Annotated in this window: 29 protein-coding genes and 1 pseudogene; 3 read left to right on the top strand and 27 right to left on the bottom strand. The window is 71.8% G+C overall.

Annotated elements, in window-relative coordinates:
• Window positions 1–698: 698 nt before the first annotated feature.
• From ACIQUR_RS01795 to ACIQUR_RS01735, 13 genes and pseudogenes are all read right to left on the bottom strand, one after another.
• Window positions 699–1,520 (bottom strand): DUF317 domain-containing protein, encoded by an 822-nt coding sequence (locus tag ACIQUR_RS01795; RefSeq protein ID WP_403328405.1) that lies wholly within the window; start codon window positions 1,518–1,520, stop codon window positions 699–701.
• A 27-nt stretch (window positions 1,521–1,547) separates the two neighbouring features.
• The gene (locus tag ACIQUR_RS01790) at window positions 1,548–2,366 is read right to left on the bottom strand and encodes a DUF317 domain-containing protein (protein WP_403328402.1); all 819 of its coding nucleotides are present in this window, start codon (window positions 2,364–2,366) and stop codon (window positions 1,548–1,550) included.
• Window positions 2,363–2,740: a hypothetical protein gene (locus ACIQUR_RS01785; protein ID WP_403328399.1), complete on the bottom strand. Its 378-nt coding sequence runs from the start codon at window positions 2,738–2,740 to the stop codon at window positions 2,363–2,365. The genes ACIQUR_RS01790 and ACIQUR_RS01785 overlap by 4 nt, the downstream gene beginning before the upstream one ends.
• Before the next feature lie 274 nt (window positions 2,741–3,014).
• Window positions 3,015–3,410, bottom strand: coding sequence for a hypothetical protein (locus ACIQUR_RS01780; RefSeq protein WP_403328396.1), 396 nt, complete (start codon window positions 3,408–3,410; stop codon window positions 3,015–3,017).
• A 38-nt stretch (window positions 3,411–3,448) separates the two neighbouring features.
• Window positions 3,449–4,204 (bottom strand): hypothetical protein, encoded by a 756-nt coding sequence (locus ACIQUR_RS01775; RefSeq protein ID WP_403328394.1) that lies wholly within the window; start codon window positions 4,202–4,204, stop codon window positions 3,449–3,451.
• A 116-nt stretch (window positions 4,205–4,320) separates the two neighbouring features.
• Window positions 4,321–5,070: a hypothetical protein gene (locus ACIQUR_RS01770; RefSeq protein WP_403328391.1), complete on the bottom strand. Its 750-nt coding sequence runs from the start codon at window positions 5,068–5,070 to the stop codon at window positions 4,321–4,323.
• Window positions 5,071–5,833: 763 nt separating this feature from the next.
• Window positions 5,834–6,694 (bottom strand): hypothetical protein, encoded by an 861-nt coding sequence (locus ACIQUR_RS01765; protein ID WP_403328388.1) that lies wholly within the window; start codon window positions 6,692–6,694, stop codon window positions 5,834–5,836.
• Complete coding sequence (locus ACIQUR_RS01760; RefSeq protein WP_403328385.1) at window positions 6,691–7,110, bottom strand: hypothetical protein; 420 nt, start codon at window positions 7,108–7,110, stop codon at window positions 6,691–6,693. Before ACIQUR_RS01760 ends, ACIQUR_RS01765 begins: the two co-directional genes overlap by 4 nt.
• A gap of 139 nt (window positions 7,111–7,249) precedes the next feature.
• Window positions 7,250–7,747: a hypothetical protein gene (locus tag ACIQUR_RS01755; RefSeq protein WP_403328479.1), complete on the bottom strand. Its 498-nt coding sequence runs from the start codon at window positions 7,745–7,747 to the stop codon at window positions 7,250–7,252.
• A 363-nt stretch (window positions 7,748–8,110) separates the two neighbouring features.
• Window positions 8,111–8,923: pseudogene (locus tag ACIQUR_RS01750) on the bottom strand (MFS transporter); the annotation flags it as partial.
• A gap of 180 nt (window positions 8,924–9,103) precedes the next feature.
• Window positions 9,104–9,808, bottom strand: coding sequence for a hypothetical protein (locus tag ACIQUR_RS01745; RefSeq protein ID WP_403328382.1), 705 nt, complete (start codon window positions 9,806–9,808; stop codon window positions 9,104–9,106).
• A complete protein-coding gene (locus ACIQUR_RS01740; RefSeq protein ID WP_403328379.1) occupies window positions 9,805–10,044 on the bottom strand; it encodes a hypothetical protein in 240 nt (79 codons plus the stop codon). The genes ACIQUR_RS01745 and ACIQUR_RS01740 overlap by 4 nt, the downstream gene beginning before the upstream one ends.
• Before the next feature lie 239 nt (window positions 10,045–10,283).
• Window positions 10,284–11,108: a hypothetical protein gene (locus ACIQUR_RS01735; RefSeq protein WP_403328376.1), complete on the bottom strand. Its 825-nt coding sequence runs from the start codon at window positions 11,106–11,108 to the stop codon at window positions 10,284–10,286.
• Here ACIQUR_RS01735 and ACIQUR_RS01730 point away from each other — a divergent pair.
• Window positions 11,097–11,372: a hypothetical protein gene (locus ACIQUR_RS01730; protein WP_403328373.1), complete on the top strand. Its 276-nt coding sequence runs from the start codon at window positions 11,097–11,099 to the stop codon at window positions 11,370–11,372. The two genes, ACIQUR_RS01735 and ACIQUR_RS01730, sit on opposite strands and share 12 nt — an antisense overlap.
• Here the strand turns inward: ACIQUR_RS01730 and ACIQUR_RS01725 are convergent.
• The 3 genes from ACIQUR_RS01725 to ACIQUR_RS01715 form a co-directional block, all read right to left on the bottom strand.
• Entirely contained in the window at window positions 11,366–11,596 is a 231-nt protein-coding gene (locus ACIQUR_RS01725; protein ID WP_403328370.1) for a hypothetical protein, read from the bottom strand. The two genes, ACIQUR_RS01730 and ACIQUR_RS01725, sit on opposite strands and share 7 nt — an antisense overlap.
• A gap of 206 nt (window positions 11,597–11,802) precedes the next feature.
• Window positions 11,803–12,150 carry a hypothetical protein gene (locus ACIQUR_RS01720; protein ID WP_403328368.1) on the bottom strand — a complete coding sequence of 116 codons (348 nt, stop codon included), beginning with the start codon at window positions 12,148–12,150 and terminating at the stop codon, window positions 11,803–11,805.
• 448 nt (window positions 12,151–12,598) lie between these two features.
• Window positions 12,599–13,036, bottom strand: a complete 438-nt coding sequence (locus ACIQUR_RS01715; RefSeq protein ID WP_403328366.1) for a hypothetical protein — start codon at window positions 13,034–13,036, stop codon at window positions 12,599–12,601.
• A 293-nt stretch (window positions 13,037–13,329) separates the two neighbouring features.
• Between ACIQUR_RS01715 and ACIQUR_RS01710 the strand changes: the two genes are divergently transcribed.
• Window positions 13,330–13,560 (top strand): hypothetical protein, encoded by a 231-nt coding sequence (locus tag ACIQUR_RS01710; protein ID WP_403328363.1) that lies wholly within the window; start codon window positions 13,330–13,332, stop codon window positions 13,558–13,560.
• 125 nt (window positions 13,561–13,685) lie between these two features.
• Here ACIQUR_RS01710 and ACIQUR_RS01705 read toward each other — a convergent pair whose 3' ends face one another.
• From ACIQUR_RS01705 to ACIQUR_RS01655, 11 genes are all read right to left on the bottom strand, one after another.
• Entirely contained in the window at window positions 13,686–13,886 is a 201-nt protein-coding gene (locus ACIQUR_RS01705) for a hypothetical protein (RefSeq protein ID WP_403328360.1), read from the bottom strand.
• A gap of 78 nt (window positions 13,887–13,964) precedes the next feature.
• Window positions 13,965–14,567, bottom strand: coding sequence for a hypothetical protein (locus ACIQUR_RS01700; protein WP_403328357.1), 603 nt, complete (start codon window positions 14,565–14,567; stop codon window positions 13,965–13,967).
• Window positions 14,521–15,030, bottom strand: a complete 510-nt coding sequence (locus ACIQUR_RS01695) for a hypothetical protein (protein ID WP_403328354.1) — start codon at window positions 15,028–15,030, stop codon at window positions 14,521–14,523. The genes ACIQUR_RS01700 and ACIQUR_RS01695 overlap by 47 nt, the downstream gene beginning before the upstream one ends.
• Window positions 15,027–15,809, bottom strand: coding sequence for a ParB/RepB/Spo0J family partition protein (locus ACIQUR_RS01690; protein ID WP_403328351.1), 783 nt, complete (start codon window positions 15,807–15,809; stop codon window positions 15,027–15,029). The genes ACIQUR_RS01695 and ACIQUR_RS01690 overlap by 4 nt, the downstream gene beginning before the upstream one ends.
• 91 nt (window positions 15,810–15,900) lie before the next feature.
• Window positions 15,901–17,418: an ATP-binding protein gene (locus tag ACIQUR_RS01685; RefSeq protein ID WP_403328348.1), complete on the bottom strand. Its 1,518-nt coding sequence runs from the start codon at window positions 17,416–17,418 to the stop codon at window positions 15,901–15,903.
• Window positions 17,419–17,448: 30 nt separating this feature from the next.
• Window positions 17,449–17,895, bottom strand: coding sequence for a DUF6238 family protein (locus ACIQUR_RS01680; RefSeq protein ID WP_403328346.1), 447 nt, complete (start codon window positions 17,893–17,895; stop codon window positions 17,449–17,451).
• Between the two features lie 70 nt (window positions 17,896–17,965).
• Complete coding sequence (locus tag ACIQUR_RS01675; protein WP_403328343.1) at window positions 17,966–19,432, bottom strand: SCO6880 family protein; 1,467 nt, start codon at window positions 19,430–19,432, stop codon at window positions 17,966–17,968.
• A gap of 84 nt (window positions 19,433–19,516) precedes the next feature.
• Window positions 19,517–20,866 carry an ATP-binding protein gene (locus tag ACIQUR_RS01670; RefSeq protein ID WP_403328340.1) on the bottom strand — a complete coding sequence of 450 codons (1,350 nt, stop codon included), beginning with the start codon at window positions 20,864–20,866 and terminating at the stop codon, window positions 19,517–19,519.
• A 35-nt stretch (window positions 20,867–20,901) separates the two neighbouring features.
• On the bottom strand, window positions 20,902–21,582 hold the full coding sequence (locus ACIQUR_RS01665) for a hypothetical protein (RefSeq protein ID WP_403328337.1): 681 nt from the start codon (window positions 21,580–21,582) through the stop codon (window positions 20,902–20,904).
• Window positions 21,582–21,896, bottom strand: a complete 315-nt coding sequence (locus ACIQUR_RS01660; protein ID WP_229344839.1) for a DUF6112 family protein — start codon at window positions 21,894–21,896, stop codon at window positions 21,582–21,584. Before ACIQUR_RS01660 ends, ACIQUR_RS01665 begins: the two co-directional genes overlap by 1 nt.
• Window positions 21,897–22,010: 114 nt before the next feature.
• Complete coding sequence (locus tag ACIQUR_RS01655; protein ID WP_403328334.1) at window positions 22,011–23,159, bottom strand: C40 family peptidase; 1,149 nt, start codon at window positions 23,157–23,159, stop codon at window positions 22,011–22,013.
• A gap of 547 nt (window positions 23,160–23,706) precedes the next feature.
• Between ACIQUR_RS01655 and ACIQUR_RS01650 the strand changes: the two genes are divergently transcribed.
• Window positions 23,707–24,462 carry a DNA-methyltransferase gene (locus ACIQUR_RS01650; RefSeq protein ID WP_403328331.1) on the top strand — a complete coding sequence of 252 codons (756 nt, stop codon included), beginning with the start codon at window positions 23,707–23,709 and terminating at the stop codon, window positions 24,460–24,462.
• Window positions 24,463–24,629: the final 167 nt, after the last annotated feature.

Here is a 24,629-nt window from a genome sequence, read left to right as displayed (position 1 = left end):
AGCGGGTGTCGTCCCCGGCGGTGGGGATAGACGAGGCACCGTTCGATGAGGGGGCCTTCGGTGTAGGTCAGAGGGGTCTCCTGGAGATGGGGCCGGCCGGGGTACGGGGGTGGTGGCGACCGCTGTCGTAATGGGGACGGCGCGGGGCCGGTGGTGCTGAGTGGCGGTGTGGATGCCCAGGACGGCGTGGCCGTGGCAGGCCCAGGTGTAGAGGTGGTGCCAGGCCTCTGCGTTGCGTTCGGCCTGCGTCTCGGCCCACGCCTCGGTGCCCGGCAGCGCCGGTTCTGGCGGGGTGTTGAGCGTGGCGAGCCACTCGGCCTGGAGTGTGTGGATCGCGTCGAGCGATGTGCGTAGTTCCTTCAGCTGCCAGGCCCAATGGGGTTGCGGCGGCGGTCCCGGGGAGCTGCCGCAGCTGTCGGTCCGCGGTGAGCAGGTAGGAGGCAGCGGTGCTGCGGATCCGGGTGAAGGCGCGCCAGGTGTCGGCGTCGCGACGGCGTTGCCGGGTGTCGTAGGCGGTGGGGTCGTGGGGCCAGCCGTCGGCGTCGCTGTACTCGTCGGAGTACGCGTCCCAGGACGCGAGGATCTCCTCGGCCTCCTTGATGTACCGGGCGAGCCGGTCAAGGGAGCGGTGTCGTATTTCGTCGGGGGGCAGGGGCACGCGGTACGGGTTCCTGGAGCAGAAACAGAGGAGGCGGGCCCTATCGGGCGGGGCCGGCTGTGGCCCGGGTGGCGGGTACGGGGATCGCCGGGCCCGGGGCGTGCTGGACGGGGCGGGGCCGCAGGCGTCGGGCGTGGGACAGGCGCTGCTTGTGGGCGGCGACCATGGCGTCGCCGATGACGAACTCCTCGTCGACGTGCACGTGGGGGCTGGAGGCGTGGTCGAAGCGTGCGCGCAGGGCGGGGGCGGGGTGGCACACGGCAGCGGTGAACGCGGACAGGAGGTGGGGCGGGGTGGTCTCGCGGAAGTCGGCCCGCCACAGCACTCCTCGGGGGCCGAACTCGCCATGGTGGGAGGCGGCGATGAACTGCCAGCCGGTTACCCCGATGGACGGGGAGACGCGCAGCTCGGCGTGGACGGTGCCGTCCGGGGAGAGCAGGCTCTGCGTCCGGGTCTCGTCGGTGGTGTGCTGCCAGCCGCGGGCGGTGAGGATGTCGGCGACCGGGAGGGCCGGAGTGTCGGGTTCGGGTCGGATGAGGGCGTCGGTCAGACCGGCCACGATCTCCACCGGAGTGCTGGTACTGAACGAGGCCGACCAGTAGCTGTGGCCGAACTCGGTACTGACCCTCCAGCCGTAGCGTTCCTCGGCGAAGTCGACGTCGAGGCGCAGGCTGCGGTCGGGGCTGGTCATGCGCAGGGCCGGGTGCAGGGGGTCAGAGGAATTGGTCCAACCGGCGGCCCACAGGGCGTGGGTGATGTGCCGGGGATCCCCGCGGCCGGCGAGGTATCGGGGGCTGACGGGTGAGCCGTAGACGTTGTGGTCGGCGGCGAAGGCGGCCAACTGCCGCTCACTGATGCTCACAGAGGGCGAGGCTTCTCCTTCCAGGCGCTACCGGCGGCCACGTGCGCCTGCTGCCGCGTGCGGGCCGGCGGTGGGGGTGGGGGTGTGCTGGCGGGGGCGGGCGGCGGCCCAGGAGTTGCGGGCCCAGGAAGCTGCGCGGGCCGCGGTGATCCGGGCCTGCTGCCACGCACCGAGCTCGGAGGGCCGGACCGACACGGACGTGGTCTTGATCCACTTGGTGGCGGGTACGTGTCCGCGGGGCCGCATCACCGGGGTCGGGTCGGCGAGCGCTGCTGAGAAGCCCTGGACGAGGTGCAGGGGCGTGGTGGAGGTGAAGACCGCGTCCCAGGCGCGTCCGTGCTCGGTGCGGGCGCCGGCCCACCAGTGGGCCTGGCCGGGTTCGTTCTGGTGGTACTGCACCCATGCGTTGCGGTCCGGGGAGACGGCGGTGAAGTGCTGTCCGCGTTCGGTCTCCCAGCCGTGCTCTTCGAGCGGGGCCCACACGTTGGGGGCGTGCGCGGAGCGCGGTTTGGTGAGGCTGTCGGTGAGGCCGGCGACGATCTCGACGGGGACGGCCGTGGTGAACGTGGCGTGCCAGGCTGCCTGGTGTTCGCCGACCGCTTGCCCGGAGACGGTCCAGCCGCCGGGCATCGTGGTGGGGTCGTAGCCGATGCGCACGGTGCGGTCGGGGCTGTCGAAGACGTACGGCCCGCCACTGTGGGTGTGGTCGCTCCAGCCGGAGGCGCGCAGGTACTCGGCGATGTAGCGGGGGTCTCCGCCGCCGCCGAGGTGGCGGGGTTCGATCAGGTAGTGCTGTTCGGCCTGGTCGGCGGACGGGCCCCAACCGGTCCACTGCTGCTTCTTCACCGGTGCCTCCGTGCGACGAGGGCGGATGCGACCGGCCGGGCTGTGGCGGTTGCCGGGGTCTGGGTGAGCCGGTGGATGTCGTCGGTGTGCTCGGCGAGGTCACCGCATATGGCGTCGAGATCGTTCGAGGCGCGGCCGAGGGCGAGCCACACCTCCGGCGGCAGTGCTCCGGAGGTGGCGCGGTCCTTGGCGAAGCGGGATCCGGCGGCGACCAGGCCGGTCATTCCGTCGAGGACGCCGTCGGGTGCCAGGACGTGTCCGAGGATGTGGGCGGCCTGCTGAGGCGGTGCGACGGCAAGGTGGTCGGTGAGTCGGCTGATCTGCTGGGCGATGTGCCGTGCCAGCAGTACGGGGTCGGGGGTGGGGTCGGTCATGGTCCTCCCGGTTGTGGTCAGGGGCGAGGGGATCGGCGGCGGGATTCATCCAGCGAGCTGAAGGGGCCGCTGGCGCCTGCGTGGCGGTCGGCGCCGACGGCGGTCACGGCGCGCAGGTAGCGGCGCATCAGGAAGACGGCCAGGCGCGGGCGGTGGTCTGCCGTGATCGGTGCTGGCAGCCGCGAGGGCTTGGGGATCGTGGAAGCTCCGGTGGGTGAGGTTGCCCGGTCCAGCCCGGCCGGGCCGGACCGGGCACTTGGCTGAGAACTGGGGGTCAGCGGGTACGGCTGGGGTGGGGGCCTGCCGGGCCTGGGGGCGGAAGGGCTGGCGCTCCTGTGGCCTGGGCTTGGGCGGCGCGGTGTTCGCGCAGGGTTTGCGCCCAGGCGGTCACGTCGTAGACGTCGGGGTCGATGTTGACCTTGTAGTCGGCGATCAGCAGCGGGAGCACGGCTCGGGTGACCAGCTGCTTCTGGGCGGCCTCGCTCAGACCCTGGGGGGTTTCGTGCCAGGTGTAGATGGCCTCGGTCTTGCGCTCGAGACCGGCGCTGTCGAGGAGGGCCAGGAGTTCTTCGGGAGCGTCGGTGCGGCTGACGATGTGGATGGCGTCGGGAGTGAAGGCCCGGCGGTAGATCTCGACGTCAGTGCCGGATTCATCGGCGAGATTGCCCACGGCGGGGACTCCTTCAAAAAAGGGGGGCGGGGCTGGGGTCAGCGGCCTGGCGCGGACACGGCGGTCGGCAGGGCCGGGAGTGGGGCGGGCTGCGTCGTGGGAGTGGCGGCCGGGGCGGGGCGCACCGTGACACCGACGCCGATCCGGGCCAGGTGCTGGGCGGCCACGCCGATGCGGGCGATCTGTTCGCGGGCGCCGAGGGAGGAGGGCAGCAGGAACATCCGCTGGTGGGGGTGGTATTGGAACCCGGCGCTGTACAGGGCGGAGGTGGCGTCGCGGACGCCGGTGACGGCGCCGACCACGCCGTCGGGATACCAGGCGATGCTCACCATCCCGGTGATCACGGGTGGTGCCGGCCGCCGCGGCGGCGGGTGCGCGGTGTTGTGCCGGACCTGGCGCAGGGCGGCCTCGTAGCGGGGGAGCAGGCGGCGGGTGACCTGGGCGGCGGCTCGGGCGGGGTCGTCGGGGACGCTGATGCCGCCTGGTTCGGCCACGCCGTGGAAGGCGTCGTGATGAGCGTCCGGCTCCAGGGCGCCGACCATGAACTGGCGGGGGCGCATGGGCCGGTCGAAGAGCAGCAGGCGTGCGCCGTCGGGGCGTGCGAGCACGGCCTGGTGGCCAAGGACGTAGTTGGACGCGGCGTATCCGACGGCGCCCGCGTCCCAGACTGCCGCGGTGGTGGAGAGCTGGTCGGCGTGGGCGGCGTTGCGGCTGTAGGCGGTGGTCCAGGTGCCGGGGAGCCGGGTGGCGAGGGCTTCGGCGTAGGTGGCCAGGTCGGGGCGTGCGGTGGGCATGGGCTCCTCGGGCGGGAGGGAAGGACGCGGCGGGTGCCCAGGGCATCAGCTGGTGCGAGACGGACCCACCGCCGCGATCAGGTTCGTGCGGGGGTCCGGCGAGCTGTCGGGCTTCTTCACCGGGACCGGGCCTTGCCCGCCGCGTGCTGGCGTGGGACCGGGACGGGCCTGGTGTCCACTGCGGTGATGGGGGTGGGGTGGCGCAGGGCGACGCCGATGCCGAGGGCGGCGAGCTGGGTGCCGGCGGTCCGTACGTGGCGGGCCTGGACGGCGGTGTCGTCACCGGAGAGGACGTACTCCTGCCGGTCTGGGTCGTGGATGAATCCGTTGGCGACCAGGATCCGAGCGGCCTTATCGCCGGTTGCCGCGGCGGTGAGGGCGCCGTCATCGGTCCAGGTCATCTCGACGGTGTGCGGCCCGGCCGCGGTGGCCGTGAGGCGGGCGGCATTGTCTCGGACGTGAGCGAGGGCGGCTTCGAAGCGGGGCAGGAGGCGGGTGGTGATGGCGTCGGCGGCCTGCTCGGGGTCGTCGGATATCGCGATGCCGTCCGGCTCCCGTACGCCGCGGAAGGCTTCGGCGGCCGTGTCCGCAGGGGCCATGGCGGCGATGAGGAAGGTGTCCTCGTGGCGGGGGTGGTCCATGAGGAACAGGCGCAGGCCGTCGTCGCGGGCCAGGATGGCGTCGTGCGTAAGGGTGGTGGTGGCGATGGCTTCGGCGACCTGGTTCGTGTCCCACACATCGGAGGTGAGGAAGAACTGGTCGTCGTGGGGGGTGTGCTGGCGGAGCTGGTGGGCCCAGGCGCCGGGTATGAGCTGGGTGAGGATCGCGGCGAAGGCACCGAGCTCCTCGTGGTGGTGGGCGGGCATGGATTCCTCAAGGCAGGACGGGATGGGACGGGGCAGCGGTGTCGGCCGACAGGGACGGGCGGCAGCGCGGCCGGCGCGGAGGGCAGCGAGGTGGTGACCGGGACGGGGCAGGGACAAACGGTTGACGCCTCGGTCTCACCAGGGCCGACCTCGCCGGTGCAGGGGCGGCGGTGGGGGTGCGTGGTGTGCCGGTCGGCGAGTTCGTTGCGCGTGGTGCGCAGGTCGGCGTCGATGACGGCGAGCCGCTCCCCTGACAGGTAGCGCAGCCGCTTCGCGGTGTAGGCATCGGCCGGATCGCCGAGGGGCTCGTAGAAGTCGGCAGCGGCGGCGAGGACTTCGGCCAGGGCCGGCAGGATGCCGTCGTGGTCGGCGGTCAACTCGGTCAGCACGGCCGCGACGTCCTCGGTGGATTCGGCTTCGCGGATACGGGTGGCGAGCTGCGCCACCTGGGCGCCGAGGGGCAGATAGTACGGCTCACGGTGTTCGGTGGCGAAAGCGCTGTCCGCTTCGACGTGGTAGCCGACTGCCTGCAGGCGGGCCACGGCGCGCCTGGCCAGGCGCTCGTCCTCGGCCCGGTCGAGGTTCTTCGGCAGCCGGTGGTAGCGGTCGCGGTAGCGGATGACGGAGACGAAGCCGGTGCGCTCAAGGATGCTGCGGGCGACGGCGTCGCCGCCGCGTGCGAGGACCTCACCGGAGTGCGGGTCGCGCCGCAGGGCGAGGTGGCGTTCGGCCAGGGGCAAACAGGCTCCCTTCGAGGGTGGGATCAGCGGGACCGCCGCGCCGCGCGGGCGGGGCGGCGGGTGGAGCGGACCACGGCGTTGCGCAGCAGCGCGGGCGGGTTGGCCAGCGTCTCGGCGGTGCCTTCGAGGTCGTGGAGGAGCCCGTACAGGCGCCCGGCGGCCCATTCCAGCTGGTGCGCGCCGCGCCGGGCGTACACCTCGGGCCGTGTCGCCAACTGGTGGCCGGCCTGTTCGGCCAGGCGCCGGGCCTGGGCAAGGCTGCCGTTCATCTCATCGGTGAGGGCGCGGATCTGCTCCGCGATCTGCGCGGGCGTGGCTTCCGCGGCGACCAGGGGGTCGGCGATCGCCTGTTCCTCGCGGGCGGCCGGGGGCCGGGCGGGAATGAGGTCGAACTCGGACTCGAGGATCCGGGCCTGCCGGGCGAGTTCCTTGGCCAGCCGCCTCGGGGTGCGCGCGAGGGCCCCGTCCTCGCGGACCAGGCTGGCGATCACATCCAGTCGCCCGTGGCGGAACTGGAGAGCAATCCACCGGCACGGCTCTCCGTGCACAGGCGCTGCCAGGCCCGCGGTGCGGGCCAGACGATGGGCGATCTCCGACCACTGCGCCGGGGCGAGCGGCTGGTCCAGGCGGTGCAACCGGATCCCGAAATGAAGGAAGCGCGGTGAATCGGCCGCCTCGGTGCGCGGCTGTGCATGGCTGAGGTGCGCGGCCCATTGGACCTCGCTCCATCCCTCCCGCTCGGCAAACTCGGAGCGCAGGTCCAGCCGGTCCCAGGATGCCACGATGCGGTGGCTGAGTTCGCGGGTGAAGCTGACCGGACGCTCCAGCGCGTTGCCCAGCGCGGCCTCGGCGGTGTGCTGCCGGCGGTGCAGGCGGGCGATCACCGGGCGCTCCGCTTGTCCGCGGCGTGGACAAGCTGGTTCAGGTCCGTGATGGAGTACCAGCCGACGTCCACGGCCTTGGTCCCGCCGATCTTCGGCAGCAGGTAGTCCTCCAGGGCGCGCTGGTAGATCAGGCAGTCCGGGCAGCGCTTGGAGAGGTGGACGAAGTAGCGGGGGTGCCCGGTGATGAAGGACAGCGCGCCGCCGTTGGGGTCGCGCAGCCGCCATCCGTCTTCCTCGGTGGGGGTGTGCCAGGACGGGGTGACCACCGTCATCGCATCCCCCCACAGTTCGCCGTCGGCGACGCCCTTGATCACCACGATCTGGTCGCCCGGGGCGAAGTGGGCATGGGTGATGTCCCGGTCGCGGGTGATGGTGTCGGCGGGTATGCACGCGTCACGGGAGACGGCTTCGGGCACGGCAAAATCCTCTCTGCGAAGAGCACGGCTGGCGGTGGGGCCAGCACTTTTAATGGTCTGGAGGATCCCCGGTTTGGCTAACCGGGGATCGTCCGCTATACATGTCCGCCCCGCCCCTACCGGCGTCCCGGCGCGGCGCTCACCGGAACGGGTTCTCCGTGCCGTGGTCCGCTTCGCCTGCTGCGTCGAGCAGTTCCGGCAGGTCGGTGCCCTCGGCTTCCCTCTGGTCGATCCACCACCCGGCCCGAGTGACCGTGCGGACCTTCTCCTCCAGTACCGCCCAGTCCGCCTCGTCCCAGGTCCCTTCGGTGACCAGCGCGGTGTAGGCGGCGGTCGCCAGCTGGTAACGGGAGCGCTCGCCCCAGTCCAGGGCTCTCTCGGGGCCCTCCAGGGGCGGCATGTCGAACTGTTCGGACCAGGTCTTCGCGGCGGCCTGCTCCTCGGCGCGGCGTGCGGCCAGCCAGGCTTCCTTCGACGCGGTGTCGCCCTCGCGGGCGGCCTTCCAGCAGTCGGTGCAGTCGCGGCCTGCGAGCCAGCGGGCGAAGGACGCCCGGCGGTCGGCGGGGCGGTCGGACAGGTCGTGGGTGACTTCGTGTCCACAGCTGTGGGCGATCTTCCATGCGGTGCGTACAGCCATAGGGGTATCTCCTTCGGAGGTAGGGGAGTTCGAGTACGAGTGGGCGGTGGCGGTGGCGCGGGGGCGGCGGTGGCGTCCGGGCTGGCGTCCGGGCCCGAGCTTCGGGCGGGCCAGGAGCAGGACGAGCAGGGCGGTGGCGGCTCCCGCCGCGGGCAGCGCGGCGAGCGTCTGCGGGTGGTCGGCGAGGGTTCCGGCGAGTGCGGTGCCGGAGGCCTGGCCGACGCCAATCGACAAGATCAGCCAGGCGTACGCCTCGGTCGTGCGGGAGGCGGGGGCGAGGGTGTCCACGGTGTGGAATCCGCAGGTGATGACCAGGGTGAGGAACAGTCCCGGCAGGAGGGCGAGTCCGATCGCGGTGCGGGGGCCAGGCTGGGCCAACAGGGGCAGCCAGCCCAGGAGGAACAGGGCGCTGGTGGCCAGGAGTTGGGTGGTGGTCGTGCCGGGCCAGGTGCGGCGGGCGTAGATCAGGCCGCCGAGGAAGGACCCGGTGGAGAACGCCGCGGGCAGCACGCCGGACAGGAGGGGCTGGTGGTGAGTGGTGGCCATGCTGGCGGCCCAGACGTTCATCGCGCCGAGGGTGAAGCCGGTCCCGGCGAGCGCGAGGAACAGCAGGACGAGGGCAGTGCTCATCAGCCGCGCGCTTCCCGCCGCCCCGCTGTCGGGGGCTGTGGGGCGCCAGGTCCGGGACGGAGCGGCGGTCAGCACCACGACGGTGCCGGCCAGGCCCAGGGCGGCGGTCACGGCCAGCGCGGCATCGGGCTCGTATGCGGTAGCCAGCCAGGAGGCGAGCAGGGGGCCCGCGATGTAGAGCAGACCCTGGGAGCCGGTGTCGAGGGCCTGGACGACGCGACGCTGTCCGGGGTCAGTGAGCACGCTCGGCCACAGGGCCCGCAGCCCGGCCTCCAAAGGCGGCGTGAAGACCCCCGCCACGCCGACCACCGCAGTGACGGCGGCCGGGTGCCCGCTCGCCCCGATCCACGTGAGGGCGAGCAGACAGCCGGAGTTGACCAGGACCGCCGGGGCAGAGACACGGGTCTGCCCGCACCGGTCCATGAGCCTGCCCTTGACCGGCTGGGACAGCCCCGACGCCAGCCCGTACAGGGCGGCGAGCATTCCGGCGAAGGCCAGGCTCCCCCCGGCTGCGTTGATCCACAGGACGAGGGAGACGGGGACCATGCCGTTGGGCAGGCGCCCGGTCAGTGTGCCGGCGAGCAGGCGGGCGACGTGCCGGCTGCCGAGAACGGCACCGTAGGTGGCAGGCGGCGGGGCGGCGGTCGAGGTGGCGGCCAGGGTCAACAGGGCAGGGCTTTCCGTCAGATGGCGTGCGAGATGAGGTGGCAGAGCTGGGCCGGGCCGCTACCGGCGGTGGGCGGGCAGCGCGTACGCCGGCGGCGCGGCCGGCAGCGGGGTGGTGGTCAGCGCCGGTGCGGCCGACACCTTGAGGTGGCGGGGGGCCGGGGTGCGGTATGCGGGCAAGACGGCAACGGCGGCGTCCATGTCCTCGCCGACGAGCCCCAGTTCGTGGCCGAGCTGCCGGGTCTGGGTGGCGAGCATCCGCAGGCGGGCGGCGAGGTCGTGGCCGGCGCGGATGTCCATGGCGCTCGCCCAGGCCGTACAGGTGTCGAGGAACGCGGTGAGCTCGCCGAGGTGCCCGCCCTCAATGGGGTGGCCAGCGATGTATGAGATCGCCCCGGCGACGTCGCCGCTGTGGCGGGCGTCGGCCACGTCGAGGGTCAGGTCGGCCAGTGACGGAGCCTGCGTATCCCGTACGGCGGGCGGACCGGCCGGGTGCAGCACGCCGGGCGGGACCGCCGGCGGCAGGTGGGCGATGGCGTCGTCGCGGCTGTCGTAGTGCCCGATCACCCGCATGCCGGGGCTGTGGATGTCCCCGGACAGGACCAGGACGATCTCCTCGTCAGGGTCCTCGGGGTGCAGGGCGGTGGCCACGGTGATCTGTCGGCCCGCGGCGTCGTAGCGGGACTCCATGGGCTGGAGCAGGGCCCGCAGCCGGGCCGAGCGGGCGTAAGCGGTCCACAGCCCCTCCTCCTCCTGCGCGCTCAAGAAGGCTCCGTGTGGGGCTGTTGGGGTTGGAGGGCGAGGTCGCGCAGCAGGGTGGCGCGTTCGCCCCAGGTCCGCAGGTATGGCCACAGCCGCTCACCGAGTCCGTCAGTGACGTTGACGGGGCGTGATGCCTGGTTGGGGGCGTGCGCGAGGTCGTCCAGCACCGCCCGCCATCCAGCGTGGTGGCGGGCGGGCGGCATGGCGTCGATACCGGCGCGGACGGACTCCAGCAGCACGGGAACGTGAGGCAGCAGACGCTTGAAGGCCTCGGCGAGATCGCGGACGTGTCCCTCGAAGGCGGCGCCCGGGACGGTGATCAGCCCGTACCCGTTGCGCGGGTCCTTCTGGGGGGTTTTCGAGGCGCAGTCGTATCAGCGAATAGTGGGCGGCGTAGCCGGTCAGGGAGTCGACCGCCTGACGCAGTGGTGGGGTCGGGTCCGGGCGAGAGGTGATGGGCACTCCAGGGAGGCGGAAGCTATCGGCGGCTCGAGACGGCCCCGGAACGCGGCGGCAGGACAGCGGGAAGAGCACCCGCAACGGCCGGAGACCGACCGGACACGGCGGCAATGGGCGCTGGGGTGAGCGCCGGGTGGGCCGTGCGGGCCAGGCCGATCAGCTCGCCTCCTTCCATCAGCCACAGCGCCAGCGGATCAACAGCGGGCACCGCCGCAGGGCTGTCCATGTCGCTGCCGGGCGGAGGGGTTCCGAAGGCGGAGTCCATACGCTCCAGGAACGCCGCCTCCTGCCTGCCGACCGTGCCGGGGGCGGCGTGCCGCAGGGAGGCGATGAGGTCAGGGGCGTGGGTGGTGAAGCGGGCGAAGGCGGCGGCCAGGTCCGGCTGCGGCGGACTCAGTACGGCCCCGGGCTCGAACGCCTCCTGCGCCCAGGCGAGATCATCGGCCAGGTGGTTGAGGTGGGACTGCAGGACGGCCCGGCGGTAGTCGGCCAGCAGCACGGAGGCGACCCTGCGCGCTGCGGTGACAGCGGAGGGCTGCACGGTGATGCTGCGCGGCGGGACTACCTCCTCGTCCATGCACATGTCCCTGGGGGCGAGCGCGCCGACGTGGTACTGGTCGTCGCGGGGGGCCTGGACGACGGCGAGCTCGGTCCCGGTGTCGCTACGCAACACGACTGCCCAGGGCACCCGGTATTTCTCCATGGTGTGCAGCAGCGGTCCGTAGAACTCGGAGCCCGGCCCGGGGCTGGTGTCCCACAGGCAGGCCGCCAGATCCTCCTGCCACACCGGCAGGGAGTAGTTTTCGACCTTCACGCTCCACTGGCCGGGCAGGTGCTGGGCCATGTCCCGGGCGAAGTCGCCGACATAGGGCTGGTGGGTGGCGGTGACCTTGATCTGGCAGGCGCGGGCGAGCTCGTGGACGTCGGTCAGGGCCTGCCGGATCCGGGGGAGGCCGGCCAGGGGCAGGGCGTAGTTGCCGTCGTCGTCCTTGGCGAATCCGGCGACCAGCAGGATCTTGCGGGCCCAGCGCCAGTTGTCACCGGTGACCAGGGCGACGATGCCGTCGTGCTTGCTGGTGAACAGGTTGATCTCGGCCGAGTTCAGTGAGGTGTCCTTCCCGAGGAGGGGGCGGTGTGTGCCTGGCTGGGCCAGGTGGCGGCGAGGTGGTCGACGCCGAGTTGGTGAAGGAGCCGGTCGGCGACGTCGAGGAGGTCGCTGGTGCGCTGGTAGCGCTCGCCGAGCCGGGCATGGCCGTTCTCGCGGCACCAGGTGCTGGCGGTGAGCAGGAAGTCCCGCAAGGCCAGCAGCGCGCTGCCGTGGGTGCCGGTCACGGTGTCGACGAGGACGTGGAACTGGGCGGGTGTCCCGGCCTCGGCCAGCCAGCGTGTCCAGTCCCGCAGAGCGTCGGCGGGGTCGGACAGTTCCCGCAGGTCAAGGAACGATCCGGCCTGCGCGCGGGCCTGGCGCCGCAGCTCGCTGGGCGAGGGTAGGCCGGGGCCGGGCTGGGGGTGGTGGTCATGGGCAGGTCCTGGTGTGGTCAGCGGGTACGGGGCACCGCGGAGGGCGCAGCCGGTACCGGGATTGGGCTGGCGCCGGCGCCCCGGCGCGGGCTGTTCGGTGCGGGATGGCCGCCGGGGTTCAGGGCGGGGTCGAGGCGGATCACGTAGCGGGCGGTGCGGAGCATGTCGGCTGCGTAGGAGGCGTGTTCGTTCTCCCACTCCTCGCCCATGTCGAAGGGGAGCCGGTGCCAGGTGCCGCTCAGGGTGGGCTGCCGGATGAAACCGGCACGGTCCAGCAGGGCGGAGGCGAGCGCGTCGATCGGGCCCTCGGCCTCGACCTGCCCGCCCCTGCCGCGCGTAATGGAGATGATCGCGGTGTTCTTCATCAACGGCTTCGCGCCGGCCCGGCGGCTGCCGGTGCGTTCACCGGCCGCCCGGTAGCGGCAACGGGTGAGGGGCGGGCGGGCAAGGGGTGCCGGTCCTGTGGGGAGCGTACGGCTGCGGCCTGCGCCACGGTGGTCCGGTACCACGCCCGCGGGTCCGGTGCCGGGGCCGCCTGGGTGGTGTTGGCGGGATCGAGGGAGTAGTCAGCGTGGACCGGGTAGCCGCTGGCGCGCAGGCTGGCGACGGCCTGGCGGGTGCGCCGGGGACCGTCGTGGCCGGGGGTGCTCAGCAGGTACACGCCATGCAGGCCATGGAGCGGCTGAAAGCCGAGGCGGGTGAGGTACCAGTGGCTGATGTGGTGGGGGATGCCGGTAGATGAGGCGACGTACCCGTACTGCGGGTGCGTGCCGAGAACGAACTGGCCGGACAGAAGTGGGGCTCCGTTTCGGGTCAGCGGCGTGTGGGGTGCGCGGTGGCGGCCGGGGCGGCGGCGGGCGGCACGGCGGTTGTGGTCAGCTTTGGAGCCGGCGAGGGCGAGCGCCCGGGGACCGGTGCGGTCGGCTGCCACAGCGCCGGGTGGTCGCTGAACCGGGTGCGGGGGTCGGTCGCCCACCCGACGACGGGCCCGCGCTGTTCTTCGCGCAGGCTGATGACCTCGATGCCGTGCCCGTGGAGGACGTAGCCCCAGTCCAGACCGGATGCCTGCCCGTCTCGCACAGTCATACGGGTGGGAGGTGATCCGTCGGGGGTGATGACGTCGAGCTGGTCGCTGGCGTACCGATCACCGCGGGTGAGGGCAGTAACCAGCTCGTCGGGGGCGCCGTCGAGAAGGTCGGTACCGAGCCCGGACCAGCCGACCGGTACGTCGTAGATCAGGTGGCGGGTCATGGCGTCGAGGTCGCCGGCGAAGCGGTGCTGGTAGGCGGCCAGCAGGAGGGGCAGGTGGTGGCTGGGGTAGCCGTCCCAGTGGACGTAGATGCCCTCGTAGCCCCCGGATTCGGTGGGGCGGGCGATGAAGGAGCGGGTGGCCAGGGGATCCTCCGGGGGAAGTGGGTGGGTGGTCAGCGGGAGCGGCCGGGTATGGGCCGGGTGATGCCGACGGGGACGGCGGAGCCGAGGGAGCGCGGGGCGCGCACTGGTGAGGGTGTGGGGGCGAGGGCTGTCATGCGCTCGGTGGCGTCGTGCAGGGTCTCGCCTATGTCGCGGAGTTGGGCGGCGGCTTCCTCGAAGTCGGCGCCGAGGTCGAAGGCGTCGTCGTCCTCGGACTCCTTCGCTTTCTCCCCTGCGGCTTCGAAGAAGTCGGCGAGACGGGCCAGCAGCCCGTCGGCGGGGTCGAGGATCTGGTCGACGAGAGCGGCGGCGCGGTCAAGGTGCGGGGTGCCGCTCAGGCGATCGGTGAGGTCGAGGAGTAGCAGGCCGTAGGCGTAGCGGCCGTCCGGATCGGCGGGGGGTGGTCAGGTGCGGCGGGCCCGAGGCCGCGGGAGCGGGCGTGGACGGTGTGGGCAGAGGGTGGCTCCGCATTGGTCGGCCGGGCGGGTCAGACGTCCGGCTGCTGGTGGTGGAAGTGGGCGACCGGATGGCCGAGTGCGGTGAGGGCGTGGACGGCCTGGTGCACCAGATGCTCCTGCTGTTCGACGGGAAGTTCCGATGGTGCGACGTAGGCGTTCAGGCGGGGGCAGTGGGAGAATCCGCGCCCCCACAGCAGGCGGTGGACGGGGTCGGTGCGTGGGTGGGTCATCGGTGCGGCTGTGTGGGCTCCGACGTGGATGCTCACGGGGTGGTGCAGCATGTGCGTGCTGCCTCCTGTCATGGATTTCTAGCGGCGGGGCGCTGTCGGGCCGGATGCGGGGTTCGGCGGAGGAGCCGGTGGCTGCTGTCCGGGGTGGCTGCCCGGTCGGGCCGGGGTGTCGTACTCCTGGCGGAGGGTGATCTCGACGGCGCGAACGGCCTCGCCCAGGGAGGCCAGCAGACCGCTCGCAGCTCTCCACGCCGCCGTGCGTGGGGAGTCGGCAGACGACCGTTCGTTGTGCTGGTGACGGTGGCCGGCGGCGAGGAGGTAGTTGCTGAGGGCGCCGACGAACGCTTCGGAGGCGTTGAGTACGGCGCTGGTGACGACGGCGGCCTCGACAGGTGTGGCCGCCTCGTCCAGGGCCTTCAGGTAAGGGCGAAGGTCGGGTGCGTCAAGGGGCGGCTCGGGGAAGCGGTGGCGGGCCAGGAGGCCAGCGGCGTCCCTGCGCGCCCACCGGTCCAGGTCAGCTGCGGTGGCAGACCCGGTGGCGTGGGAGTGGATCTGCTCGGCGTCGCGGCCGGCGTTGTCGTACAGCTCGAAGTCGGGGTTCAGGGCGGCGGCTTTCTGGTCCGGGGCGCGGACGTTACGCGGCCCAGTCGTCTTCGACGTCGAGGTCGTCGAAGGAGACATGCTGGTAGTCGAAGACGGCTGCTTCCAGAGGGGCGAGGCGTTCGAAGGACGGGTTCTGCCGGAACGCGTCGGTGCGCTCGAAGACGTACTTCTGCTTCGCCCCGTCCGCTGTGATCGTCCGGATCGTGTTCTGGGCGGCGACGCGGCCCCACGCGGTCATGTCGGTGAACGTGGCATCCTTCATCCACACCCAGACCCCATGGCCGAGCTTCATGATGCTGTCCGGGTGGTAGAGCCCGCCGGTGGTCCGGTTGCGCCGGGGGCTGCGGCGCTCGCCGAGATCGCGCAGCGCGCCCTGTGCCGCTTTCCTGAGCAGGACGCTGTGTAGGTCCGGATGCTTGTCCAGCTTCCCGCAGAGGATGTCGAGCATGTCGTTGGTGTGCATGCGGCCGACGTCGGTGGTTGCCTCATGCGCCGCGTCGAGGGCGAGCTGGCGCAGCTTCGGGTCGGAGATACGCTTCACGGCAGGTCACGCTCCTTCCACACGGTCGCCATCTCGGCGAGCGCCTCGGTGGCGTATGCGATCACTTCGCGGGTGACAGTGCGGCCCGGCAGCGCGAGTTCGGGGTCGTACTGGTTGAAGGTGCGGCTGCCGCGGATCTGAGCGAGAGCCGGCACGATCTCGCACAGCAGCTGCGTGGCTACCCGGCGCTGGCGTACCTCTTCCTCCAGGCGGGCTTTGTGCTCCGCCCAGGCGCCCTGGATGGTCAGTTCGCCTTCCACCACCCTGTCGGCAAGCTCGGGGTCCTCCTTACGCAGCCGAGCGAGCTGTGATTCGTGGGAGTCGGCCTGTGCCTTGCGCTCGCGAGCGGTCGCATAGGCGTCGTCCAGTGATACGACGCCGGAGATCACGCGGTCGATGAGATCGGAGGCGTGACGCAGGACGGTGCGGGCCTGTCCGATCCGGGCGAGAGAGACCCCGGCCTGTTCAGAAACTGAACGGGCCGTCTGTTCAGTCTCTGAACGGCCTGGATGTTCAGAAACTGAACAGGCTGTGGCGGCGATCATGGCGAGCTGCCCCTTGGTCAGGTGGCGCCGGCGGCTGTTGACCGCCAGGGAGTAGACCCGAGGGTCGTCGCCGTCGTAGCTGGTGAATGCCGCTTCAGTGCCTGTGAGTTCGCAGGCCCGCAGGCGGCTTCGGCCGTCGAGGACGCGGCCTGCGGGGTCCAGAACGATGGGGTGGAGCAGGCCGAGTTCGCGGATGCTGTCGGCAAGGGCCTGGAGTTCCTCTTCATCGAGCATGGGGAAGAGGGCGGTGGTCGGGTGGGATTCTATGGGGGTCCTCCTGGAGGGGATTCGGTTGTGAGGGGTGGCCCTGCGAGGTGGGCAGACCTCAGTGCATGCGGGCGTCGGTGTCGAACAGGTGCTGCTCGGCCGGATGCAGAAGATGTTGAACGATGAATGATCTGCCTGCGACCTTCCACAGGCCGCGTCCGCGGCTGAGGTGGGAGATCGCTTCGGTCTCCACCGTGGTGAGACCGAGCAGGGCGGCGGCAGCGTGGAGCTGGTCGGTTTCCTGCCGGTAGACGATGCGGGTGGAGCAGTCCGCGAGGAGCCCCTCGGCCAGGGCCCGGCCCTGGGATCCGGCGTCGCCGGCGGAGAGCAAGTCGCTCAGGCGGTGGACGACCATGAGGTTGGCGATGCCCAGGCCGCGGGAGAGCTTCCACTGGGCTTGCATGCGCTGAAGGAGGGCGGGGTGGCGCAGGATGCGCCATGCCTCGTCGTAGACGATCCAGCGGCGTCCGCCGCGGGGGTCGGTGAGTGCGGATTCCATCCAGGCGGAGGCGCAGGTCATGGCGAGGACGAGGCCGGTGTCGTCGCCGGAGCCGCCGAGCCGGGACAGGTCGATGCTGAGCATGGGGGTGTTCGGGTCGAAGGCGACGGTGGAGGGGGCGTCGAACATTCCGGCGAGGTCGCCGTGGACCATGCGGCGCAGGGCGTGGGCGAGGTCGCGCGCGGCGTCGCCGAGGTGGCCTGAGACGGTGCCGGCGGCCTGGTCGAGGAGCGCGGGCTGAGCGAGAGTGTGGGCGATGTCGCCCAGCAGCGGGGTGCGCCCCGCGTGGGCGGCGGCCTTGACGACGCCATCGAGCGCGATGTCGAGCGCGGTGTGCTCCATCGGCAACAGGTCCCGGCCCAGCACCGTGCGGGCGAGGGAGCCGAGCAGGAGCAGACGCCGCTTGCGGATCTCACCCGCCCAGTCCCCTTCCGGCACGGACGGCGGCCTCGGTGCTGCGTCCAACGGGTTGAGCCGGCCGGGCAGGCCCGGACCAAGAGCGATCGAGGTGCCGCCCAGCGCCTGCGCGACCGGCGTCCACTCGCCCTTCGGGTCGCAGGGCACATAGACGCGGTAGCCGAAGGCCACGCTGCGCAGGGCGAAGGACTTCGCAAGAGCGGACTTGCCCTGGCCGATGACCCCGGCGAGCAGGATGTTCGGGTTGGTGAAGCCCTCGACCTTGCCGTACAGGGTGAACGGGTCGAAGGTGAAGGCGGCTTCGGCATGGACGTCGCGCCCGATGTAGATGCCGTCGGCTCCGAGTCCGCCTTCGGCGAGAAAGGGGTACGCGCCGGCGGCGACCGCGGTGGTCATGCGGTGGGCGGGCAGCCGCAGGCGGCTGCCGCGGGCGGATGCGGGACCAAGGCGCCCGGCCGGGGAGTGCACTGCCAGCGGCATTTCCGCTTCGGCGGGCTCGGGTCCGTGGACAGCGGTGGCGGCTGCGCGGGCTTTGGCCTCGGCTTCGGCGAGTTGCTTGCGGGCGGTGCGGCGGCTGGCGCGGTCGGTGCCGTGCGGGGTGAACAGGGGGCTGGCGCTGGCGCGGCGGGCGCGGCGGCCGGGGCGGTGCTGCTGGGGCATGGGGCGGATCGATTCTGCGGTGGTGGCCGCTCACACCGTTCCGGCGGTGCGGGGGCTGTGGTCGCTGGGGGTGGTCTTGCGGCGGATGGCGTGCCCGGAGGCGAGGTGGCGCTGGCAGATGGTGAGGACAGGCGGCCCTTCAGGCAGCGTCTCCGGGCGGCAGACCGGGTCCGCGGCGGCCTTCGGTGTGGCTGGGAGGGTGTGGAAGGCGTCGTGGACGCCGGCTGCGGCCTGCCACATCCGCAGGTGCGCTGCGGCGAGGTGGCGTCCGGCCGCTGGGTGGGCGGGCCGGGTGGCCTCGGCGAGCTGGTCCAGGAGCAGGTGCAGTCCGGTCAGGTGGCCGTGCAGGACATCAAGGTGGGCGCGGTCGGCTGGAGTGCCGGTGGTGGCGCGTTGGCGGGTGTGGTGGCGGACGCCGGCGGTTGCGGCCCGCAGGTAGGGGTGCGCGTCGCCGGAGTCGGTGAGGGAGGAAGCCAAGAAGCAGGGCGTCTTTCTGTTGGGCGGGTCAGCGGCGGCGGGGCGGGAGGCGATGCCCGGTCCGTGCCGGTTACAGGGCGGTGCGGGCGAGGGGGAGGGCGGCGAGGGTGAAGGCGTCGGGCTGCTGGTAGGACAGGCGGCGCAGGTCGACCTGGGAGGTGACGGCGGCGGTCTCGATCTGCGCGCAGGCGGCGTCCAGTTGGGCGTCGGTTTCGGCGGAGACGGTGAGCAGGCCGGTGAGGGCGACGTCGGCGTGCCCGGCGATGAGCTGGCGTTCGCGTTCCTTGACGTCGGTGTACTCCACGGAGTCGGCTTCGGAGTCGACCTGTCCGCGGCGGGCGCGTTCGTTGGCGTCGGCGATGATGGTGGCCTTGGTGCGCTGCACGTCGCGCAGCGCGGACTCGAGCTCCTGGGGCACGTATATAAGGGAGAAGGAACGGCGCACGCCCGCGGTGAACATCAGGCCGTGCAGGAATCCCGGCGTTGTTTCGGTGCGGGGCCAGTTCTCCACCCAGTAGGTGGCGTGGCGGGCGCTGTCGGTGATGACCCGGTCGTACTCCTCGACCTGGACGACCGGGCCCGCTGCTGCCGGGTCGGCCTCGGCGCGACCGTGCTCGGACCACTGCTGGAGGCCGGCCAGAGCTCTGGGGTCGTAGGCGGTGCGGACGACGGCTGCGATCTCCCGGGCCGTCAGCCAGCCGGTAACCATCAGACCCGCGCTGCGGGCGGCCTGGGCGACGGAGGCGGTGGTCTGCCCCAGCACGGTGAACGCTCCGGGCAGTCCGCCGCCGGCCTGGGAGATCAGACGCTTGGCGGCCTTCATGTCCAGGGAGACCGCCAGGTACGTCTCGTGCGGTGCGGCGGCCGGTCCGGCGGAGGCGACGAGGTCGGCATACACCTGCCCGGCCACGGGTGTTGCGGGGTGGCCGTGGGTGGTCCAGTGGCGGGTGAGGGTGTCGCTGGAGTCGGGGACCGTACGCTCCAGGACCTGGACGGTGGCGATGTGCCCGGTGCGGGCGATGCCGGCCAGCGCCCGCCCCCAGGAACTTACGTTGGCGTTCTGGGTGCCGGGGTCGAGGAGGGCGAACGCCCGGGAGGTGACGCGGGCCACCGCGGTGAGGGTCTGGTGGTGGGGGTCGTGGACGGCGGCGGCCTGGGACCCGGCCGGGGTGACCACGCGCAGCGAGGCTGCGGTGCCGGGCAGGTGCAGCAGGCCGTCCACCTTCGGGCGGGAGACAGCGCGGGTCAGCCACATGTTCTGGCCGGTGCGCCGGCGGTGGGCGTAGCGCAGGACGATCGGCGCCCAGTCGATCAGGGACCGGCCGTGACGGCGGATGGCCACGAGCCCGGCGACGGCCGCCCACAAGGGGGTCAGGGCGAGCGCGCCGAGAAGGCCGGTGGAGACGACGGTCGCCAGGAGCAGGGCGAGGGCTGCGGAAGTGAGGATGAGCTGGGGAAGGGACAGGCCGAGGAGGATGCCGCGCCTGGACCGGTGGGGGAACTTGATCGTCAGTGGGGACAGGGAGAGGTCAGACAAGGCAGGGGCCGCTTTCGGGGCGCGGGGCTGGTGCCCGGGCGGGACACGCGGTGTGTGCGTCCCGCCCGGGCTGGGGCGAACGGATCAGGAACCGCTGGACGGCGGCGAAGCAGTGAACGGACTGCCGGTGGATCCGGCTGTCGCACTCGGGGCACCCTGCGGCGGCACCTGCTGCGTGCTGCGCGGAACCGGACCGGCACCCGGGCCCGGGGAGGTCGGCCCGGCCTGCAGGCCGGGGCTGCCGCCGAGGTGGCCGCTGGTGTCCTGGTTCACGCGGGTCGGCGGAGGCTGGACCACCTTCGACAGCCCATCGGCGAGCCCTCCGCCCGCGGACGGCATGGGCGCGGTGTTCTTCTCCCCGCCCGCACCGCCGGTGGGGCTGGCGGCGACGTCGCCGGGGAACTGGCCTGGGACACTGGCCGGCCCCTGCGGGGCGGCCCCGGCTGCGGCGCCTCCGGCACCGCCGGTCGCGGCCATCGCGGCGGCTTTGCGGGCGGCCTGCTCGGTGTGCTGGCGGGCGACCTGCGCGCCCGTGCCGCCGGCCCGATGGATCGATTCACCGTCGGTGCCTTCGGCGGCCCAGTGCACGAACTTGAAGCAGGCGTACGGGCAGAGCAGCACCAGCATCATGATCACCGCGCCGGCGAGGCAGTCGGCGAGCGCGGCCATGCCGTCCTTCGGTTCGGTCCGTCCGAGGGCGGAGACACCGAGGAGGAACACAATCGTCATCAGCAGCTTGGAGACGACGAGGGTGGCGGTGGCTTCGATCCAGCCGCGCCGCCACCTGCGGGCGGCTTCCCAGCCGCCGCCGGCTCCGGCGAAGATGGCGAGGGTGACCAGCACGAGGATGCCGACCTTGCGGACCATCATCACGCACCAGTACAGCAGCGCCCCGACTGCGGAGCCGAGCCCGACGACTGCGGGGATCATCCAGCCCAGCGGCACCATCGAGCCGACGTAACTGGCCTTGACCATGCGCCGTACGGCTTCCTGGATGGAGGTGTCCGCTGCGGCGAACAGGCCGGCGGACAGCGCGTCGACGACTTCGATGGCCACGGTGGTGAGCGCGATGGCGGCGAAGGAGAAGAGCACGCCGCTGGCGGTGCCGGTGAACGCTTGGGCCAGTGCTTGACCGTCGCGTTTGACGGCGGCCCGGATGAGCTGGGCGCAGAAGGTGGCGACGAGGATGGTCAGGCCGATGGGCAGCAGCAGTTCGTAGTTGTCCACGAACCACCCGGCCCGCAGGTCGACCTTCGTGGTGGTGTCGACGGCCTCGGCAGCCAGTTCGGCCGCTCCCGCGGCGAACTCGCCGACCGACTTGGCGATCCAGTTGCCGATGCCTTCGGTGATGGCCTTGCCTGGATCGTTGACGAAGTCGATGGCGTCGGCCGCCGTGCACAGCTTGCTCGCGATGGGCAGAGAGCAGAAGTCCACTGGAAGGGATACCTCCTTATCTGTTCAGTGGCGTGCTACGGGGCGACGCTCGGGGCGAGGGAGACTAGGGCGCAGTCGGCGTTGGGCCGGCACTGGACGGCGAGGGTGACCGCACGGTCCTCCGCCCCGCCACCGCCGTCCTTCCAGGCGATGGACTGCTTGCCGGTGACGGTGACTGCGTAGATGTACGCCTCGGTGATCGCCGTCGGGTTCTCCGCCAGGGCCTGCTTGAACGCCGACGGGAAGCGGGCGTCGGTGACGGTCGCTGTGGCGTGCTGGGCGTTGTCCGCCATCCGCGACCACAGCACCGGGTCCGGGACCTGGGAGGACAGCGACGTCCAGTCGCTGTACTTCGTCTCGGCGGTCATCCAGGCATGCATGCCGGCCAGCTGCTGGTCGCGGGTGGTGGTGCGGGTGTCGTAGGACCACAGCATCACCGCCGCCGCCCGCCCGTAGGCCAGCGGATCCGCCAGCCGCGGCGGCTTGGGGACCGAGCCCGTACCCGCCCCGGGCTTCGGCGCGCCCGGCGGGGATGGTGAGGGGCTGGCCGAGGCCGTGGGGATGCGGGCCTTGCCCTGGTCCCGGCTGGTGAGGAGGGCCGCGGCTGCAGCGACCGCCAGCAGCAGGGCCGTCACGGTCACCAGGACGATGATCCGCCGCTTGGCGGGCCAGTCCGAGGTGGCACGGTGCAGGGGAGACAGAGAGCGCCTCCCCATCAGCGGACCTGGGTGCCGAGGGCGGAGAAGAATGCCACGATTCCGTTGGCGGCGCCGAGCCCGAGGGCCGCGCCCGCGCTCACGACGGCGCCCTTCTTGCCGTTGGCCTCGGCCTGGTGGCCGCCGCTGTGGTGGCCCCAGGCCCACACACCGAGGGACACGGCCAGGGCACCGACGACGGCGATGATGCCGAACATGTTGATCGAGCTGACGACGTTGCGCAGGACGTCAAGTCCCGGCAGGCCGCCCCCCTTCGGGGTGATTCCGGGGTCGAAGGCGAGGTGGGTGACGCGGTCTGCGAGTGGAATGGGTATGACGGAGCTCCTTGCGTACGCAGGGCAAAGCGGCCGTGCGGAATGCGGGGGAAGGGAAGAGGGGGCGCTCGGGGCGCGTGGGGGGCCCGGATCAGGCCGGGGCGCAGCTGACGGTCAGCTGAGCGCGGGGATGCGTCGGACGGCGAGGATCTGCCAGTCGCCGACCTTCTCGATCCGCACCGGACGCCCGGTCTTCGGCGCGTTGATCACGAGACCTGCGCCCATGTACATGCCGACGTGCTCGGGAACGGCGGCGGTGCCGCGGGTGAAGAGCAGGTCACCGGGCTTGAGGGCGCTGGCCGGCACCGGGTCGCCTTCCATGACCTGGGTGTACGTGGTGCGGGTCAGCTGGACACCGGCCTTGGCGTACGCCTGCTGCATCAGGCTCGAGCAGTCGCAGCGCCCCATCGGGTCGGGCCCGCGCGGGGCGAGGCAGGTGCCGCCCCACTGGTACATCGTGCCGAGCTGGTGCATCGCCCAGTCGATCGCGGTGCGGGCCTTCGGCGAGGCGTCGGCGGGGATCTTGTACCCGTCGGGGACGGTTCCTTCGGGGATTTCACCCCAGCCGGACCCGTCCTCGCCCGGCCGACAGCCGCTGCCGGAGCCGCCTGTGCCCGCACCGCTGCCGGTGTCGGGTTGGCCGGGCTGGGGCTGGCCGCCGCCCGGCAGGGTCTTGGCGATGGCCTGCTGCAGGGCCCGAGCGAGCGGCTCCCACTGGGCGTACGCGTCCGGGTAGCCGGAGCGCTGTACGGCCTGGGCAGCCTGGGTGATCGTCATCTGCTGCCAGCCGTTGACCTCCAGCAGCCCCTTGTAGAAGCGCGTGGAGGCGTACACAGGATCGCGGATCTGTTCCGGGGTTCCCCAGCCCTGGCTGGGCCGTTGCTGGAACAGGCCCAGCGAATCGCGGTCGCCGGAGTTCAGGTTCCGCAGCCGGGATTCCTGGATGGCGGTGGCGAGGGCGACGACCTGCCCGCGCTCGGGCACCTTCATGGCGACGCCGGTGGCCACGATGGTCTTGGCGTGCGGGATCTGCTCGGCGGGCAGTTCCAGGCCTTCGACGCGAACGTTCTGGTCGGCGCCCTGGCCGCCGAGGATGGCCGCGACCTGCCGGGCGACGGCACCGGTGTCGACGGTGCCGCCGCCGGGGGTGCAGTTAGCGGACCGGGAGGCGCCGGCGCTTCCGGCTGCCGCGATAGCTGCGGTGCCGGCGAGGAGGAGTGGGGAGAGGCAGACGGCGCCGAGGGCGGCGGCTACGGCCTTCAATCCGGTGTGCCTCCCCGTTCGCCGGTCGGTGCCGGCGGCCGGGTTACAGGCAGGGGAGGGCAGGGTCGTGTCACAGCAGTGTCCTTGGTGAGTGAAGCCCGGCCGCGCGGTCCGTGGAGCGTGTGAGAAGGGCGCGTCGTGCCGGGTAATGGGTGATCTGGTGCCCGGCGGCGGGCCGGATTGAGTTGCCTCTCGTTCCGGTACGGCAGGGCGCGAGTTCAGGTGTGCCTGGGCACAGGGATCCTCCGTGAGGGCATGGGTGGGGGAGGCCATCCGGCAGTCGGTGCGTGCCGGGGCGGTTCCAAAACTGTAGGTGCCGATCCCCGGTTGACCAAGAAATTGATGATCAAGGCTCTATTTCACGGGTTTTGGCGGTGACCGTGGTCAACCGGGGATCGTGCCCTACAGTTTTGGGACTCCCACTTGCAACTGCCCGGCGCCTTCTGCCGTGGCCTTGCCATGCCCGCATACCGCCTGGCTGGCGTGTGTCCCATTGGCGCGTTCTGGGGAGTCCCATCCCTTTCCCGACCCGAATTGGGGTACCTCTTTGTCTTTCTCCCTGCACCAGGGTGACGCGCTCAGCGTCCTGTCCACTCTCCCGGACGACTGCGTCGACTCCGTCATCACCGACCCGCCGTACAACAGCGGCGGGCGGACCGCGAAGGAGCGCACCTCCCGGACTGCGCGCCAGAAGTACACCTCCGCGGACGCCGGCCACACCCTGCCGGACTTCACCGGCGAGAACATGGACCAGCGCTCCTACGGCTTCTGGCTCACCCAGATCATGACCGAAGCCCACCGCCTTACCCGGGCCGGCGGGACGGCGCTGCTGTTCACCGACTGGCGCCAGCTGCCCGTCACCACCGACGCGCTCCAGGCCGCCGGATGGCTGTGGCGCGGTGTCCTTGCCTGGCACAAGCCGCAGGCCAGGCCGCAGAAGGGCCGTTTCACCCAGAACTGCGAGTTCATCGTCTGGGGCTCGAATGGCGCCATCGACGGCGACCGGAACGAGGTCTACCTGCCCGGCCTGTACTCGGCCTCGCAGCCCTCGGGCAAGAACCGGCAGCACATCACGCAGAAGCCCGTGGAGGTGATGCGCGAGCTGGTCAAGATCAGCCCGCCGGGCGGAACGGTGCTCGATTTCTGTGCCGGGTCCGGCTCCACCGGGGTCGCCGCCCTGCTGGAGGGCCGCGACTTCATCGGTGTGGAGAAGACCAAGCACTACGCCGAGATCGCCACCGGCCGGCTCGCCGAAACGCTCCAGCAGACCCTCACCCAGGACGACTTCACCCTGTCTGCCTGATACCGCCCACCGTCTTACGGCGGTGGATTCCCGAGGTTTCGATTCCCCTTCCTGTCCGGTTGCCGGGCTTTGTAACACGGGATCCCCGGTTAGCCAAACCGGGGATCCCGTGGATCGTTGAAGTCCCCTTCCCAATTCCCCATGCCGTCTACGGCTGTGAGGAGATC

The organism is Streptomyces sp. NPDC101132 (assembly GCF_044759225.1).
Classification (GTDB): Bacteria; Actinomycetota; Actinomycetes; order Streptomycetales; family Streptomycetaceae; genus Streptomyces.
Note: the sequence above shows the minus strand (reverse complement) of the source record. Positions and strands in the feature narration are given on the sequence as shown.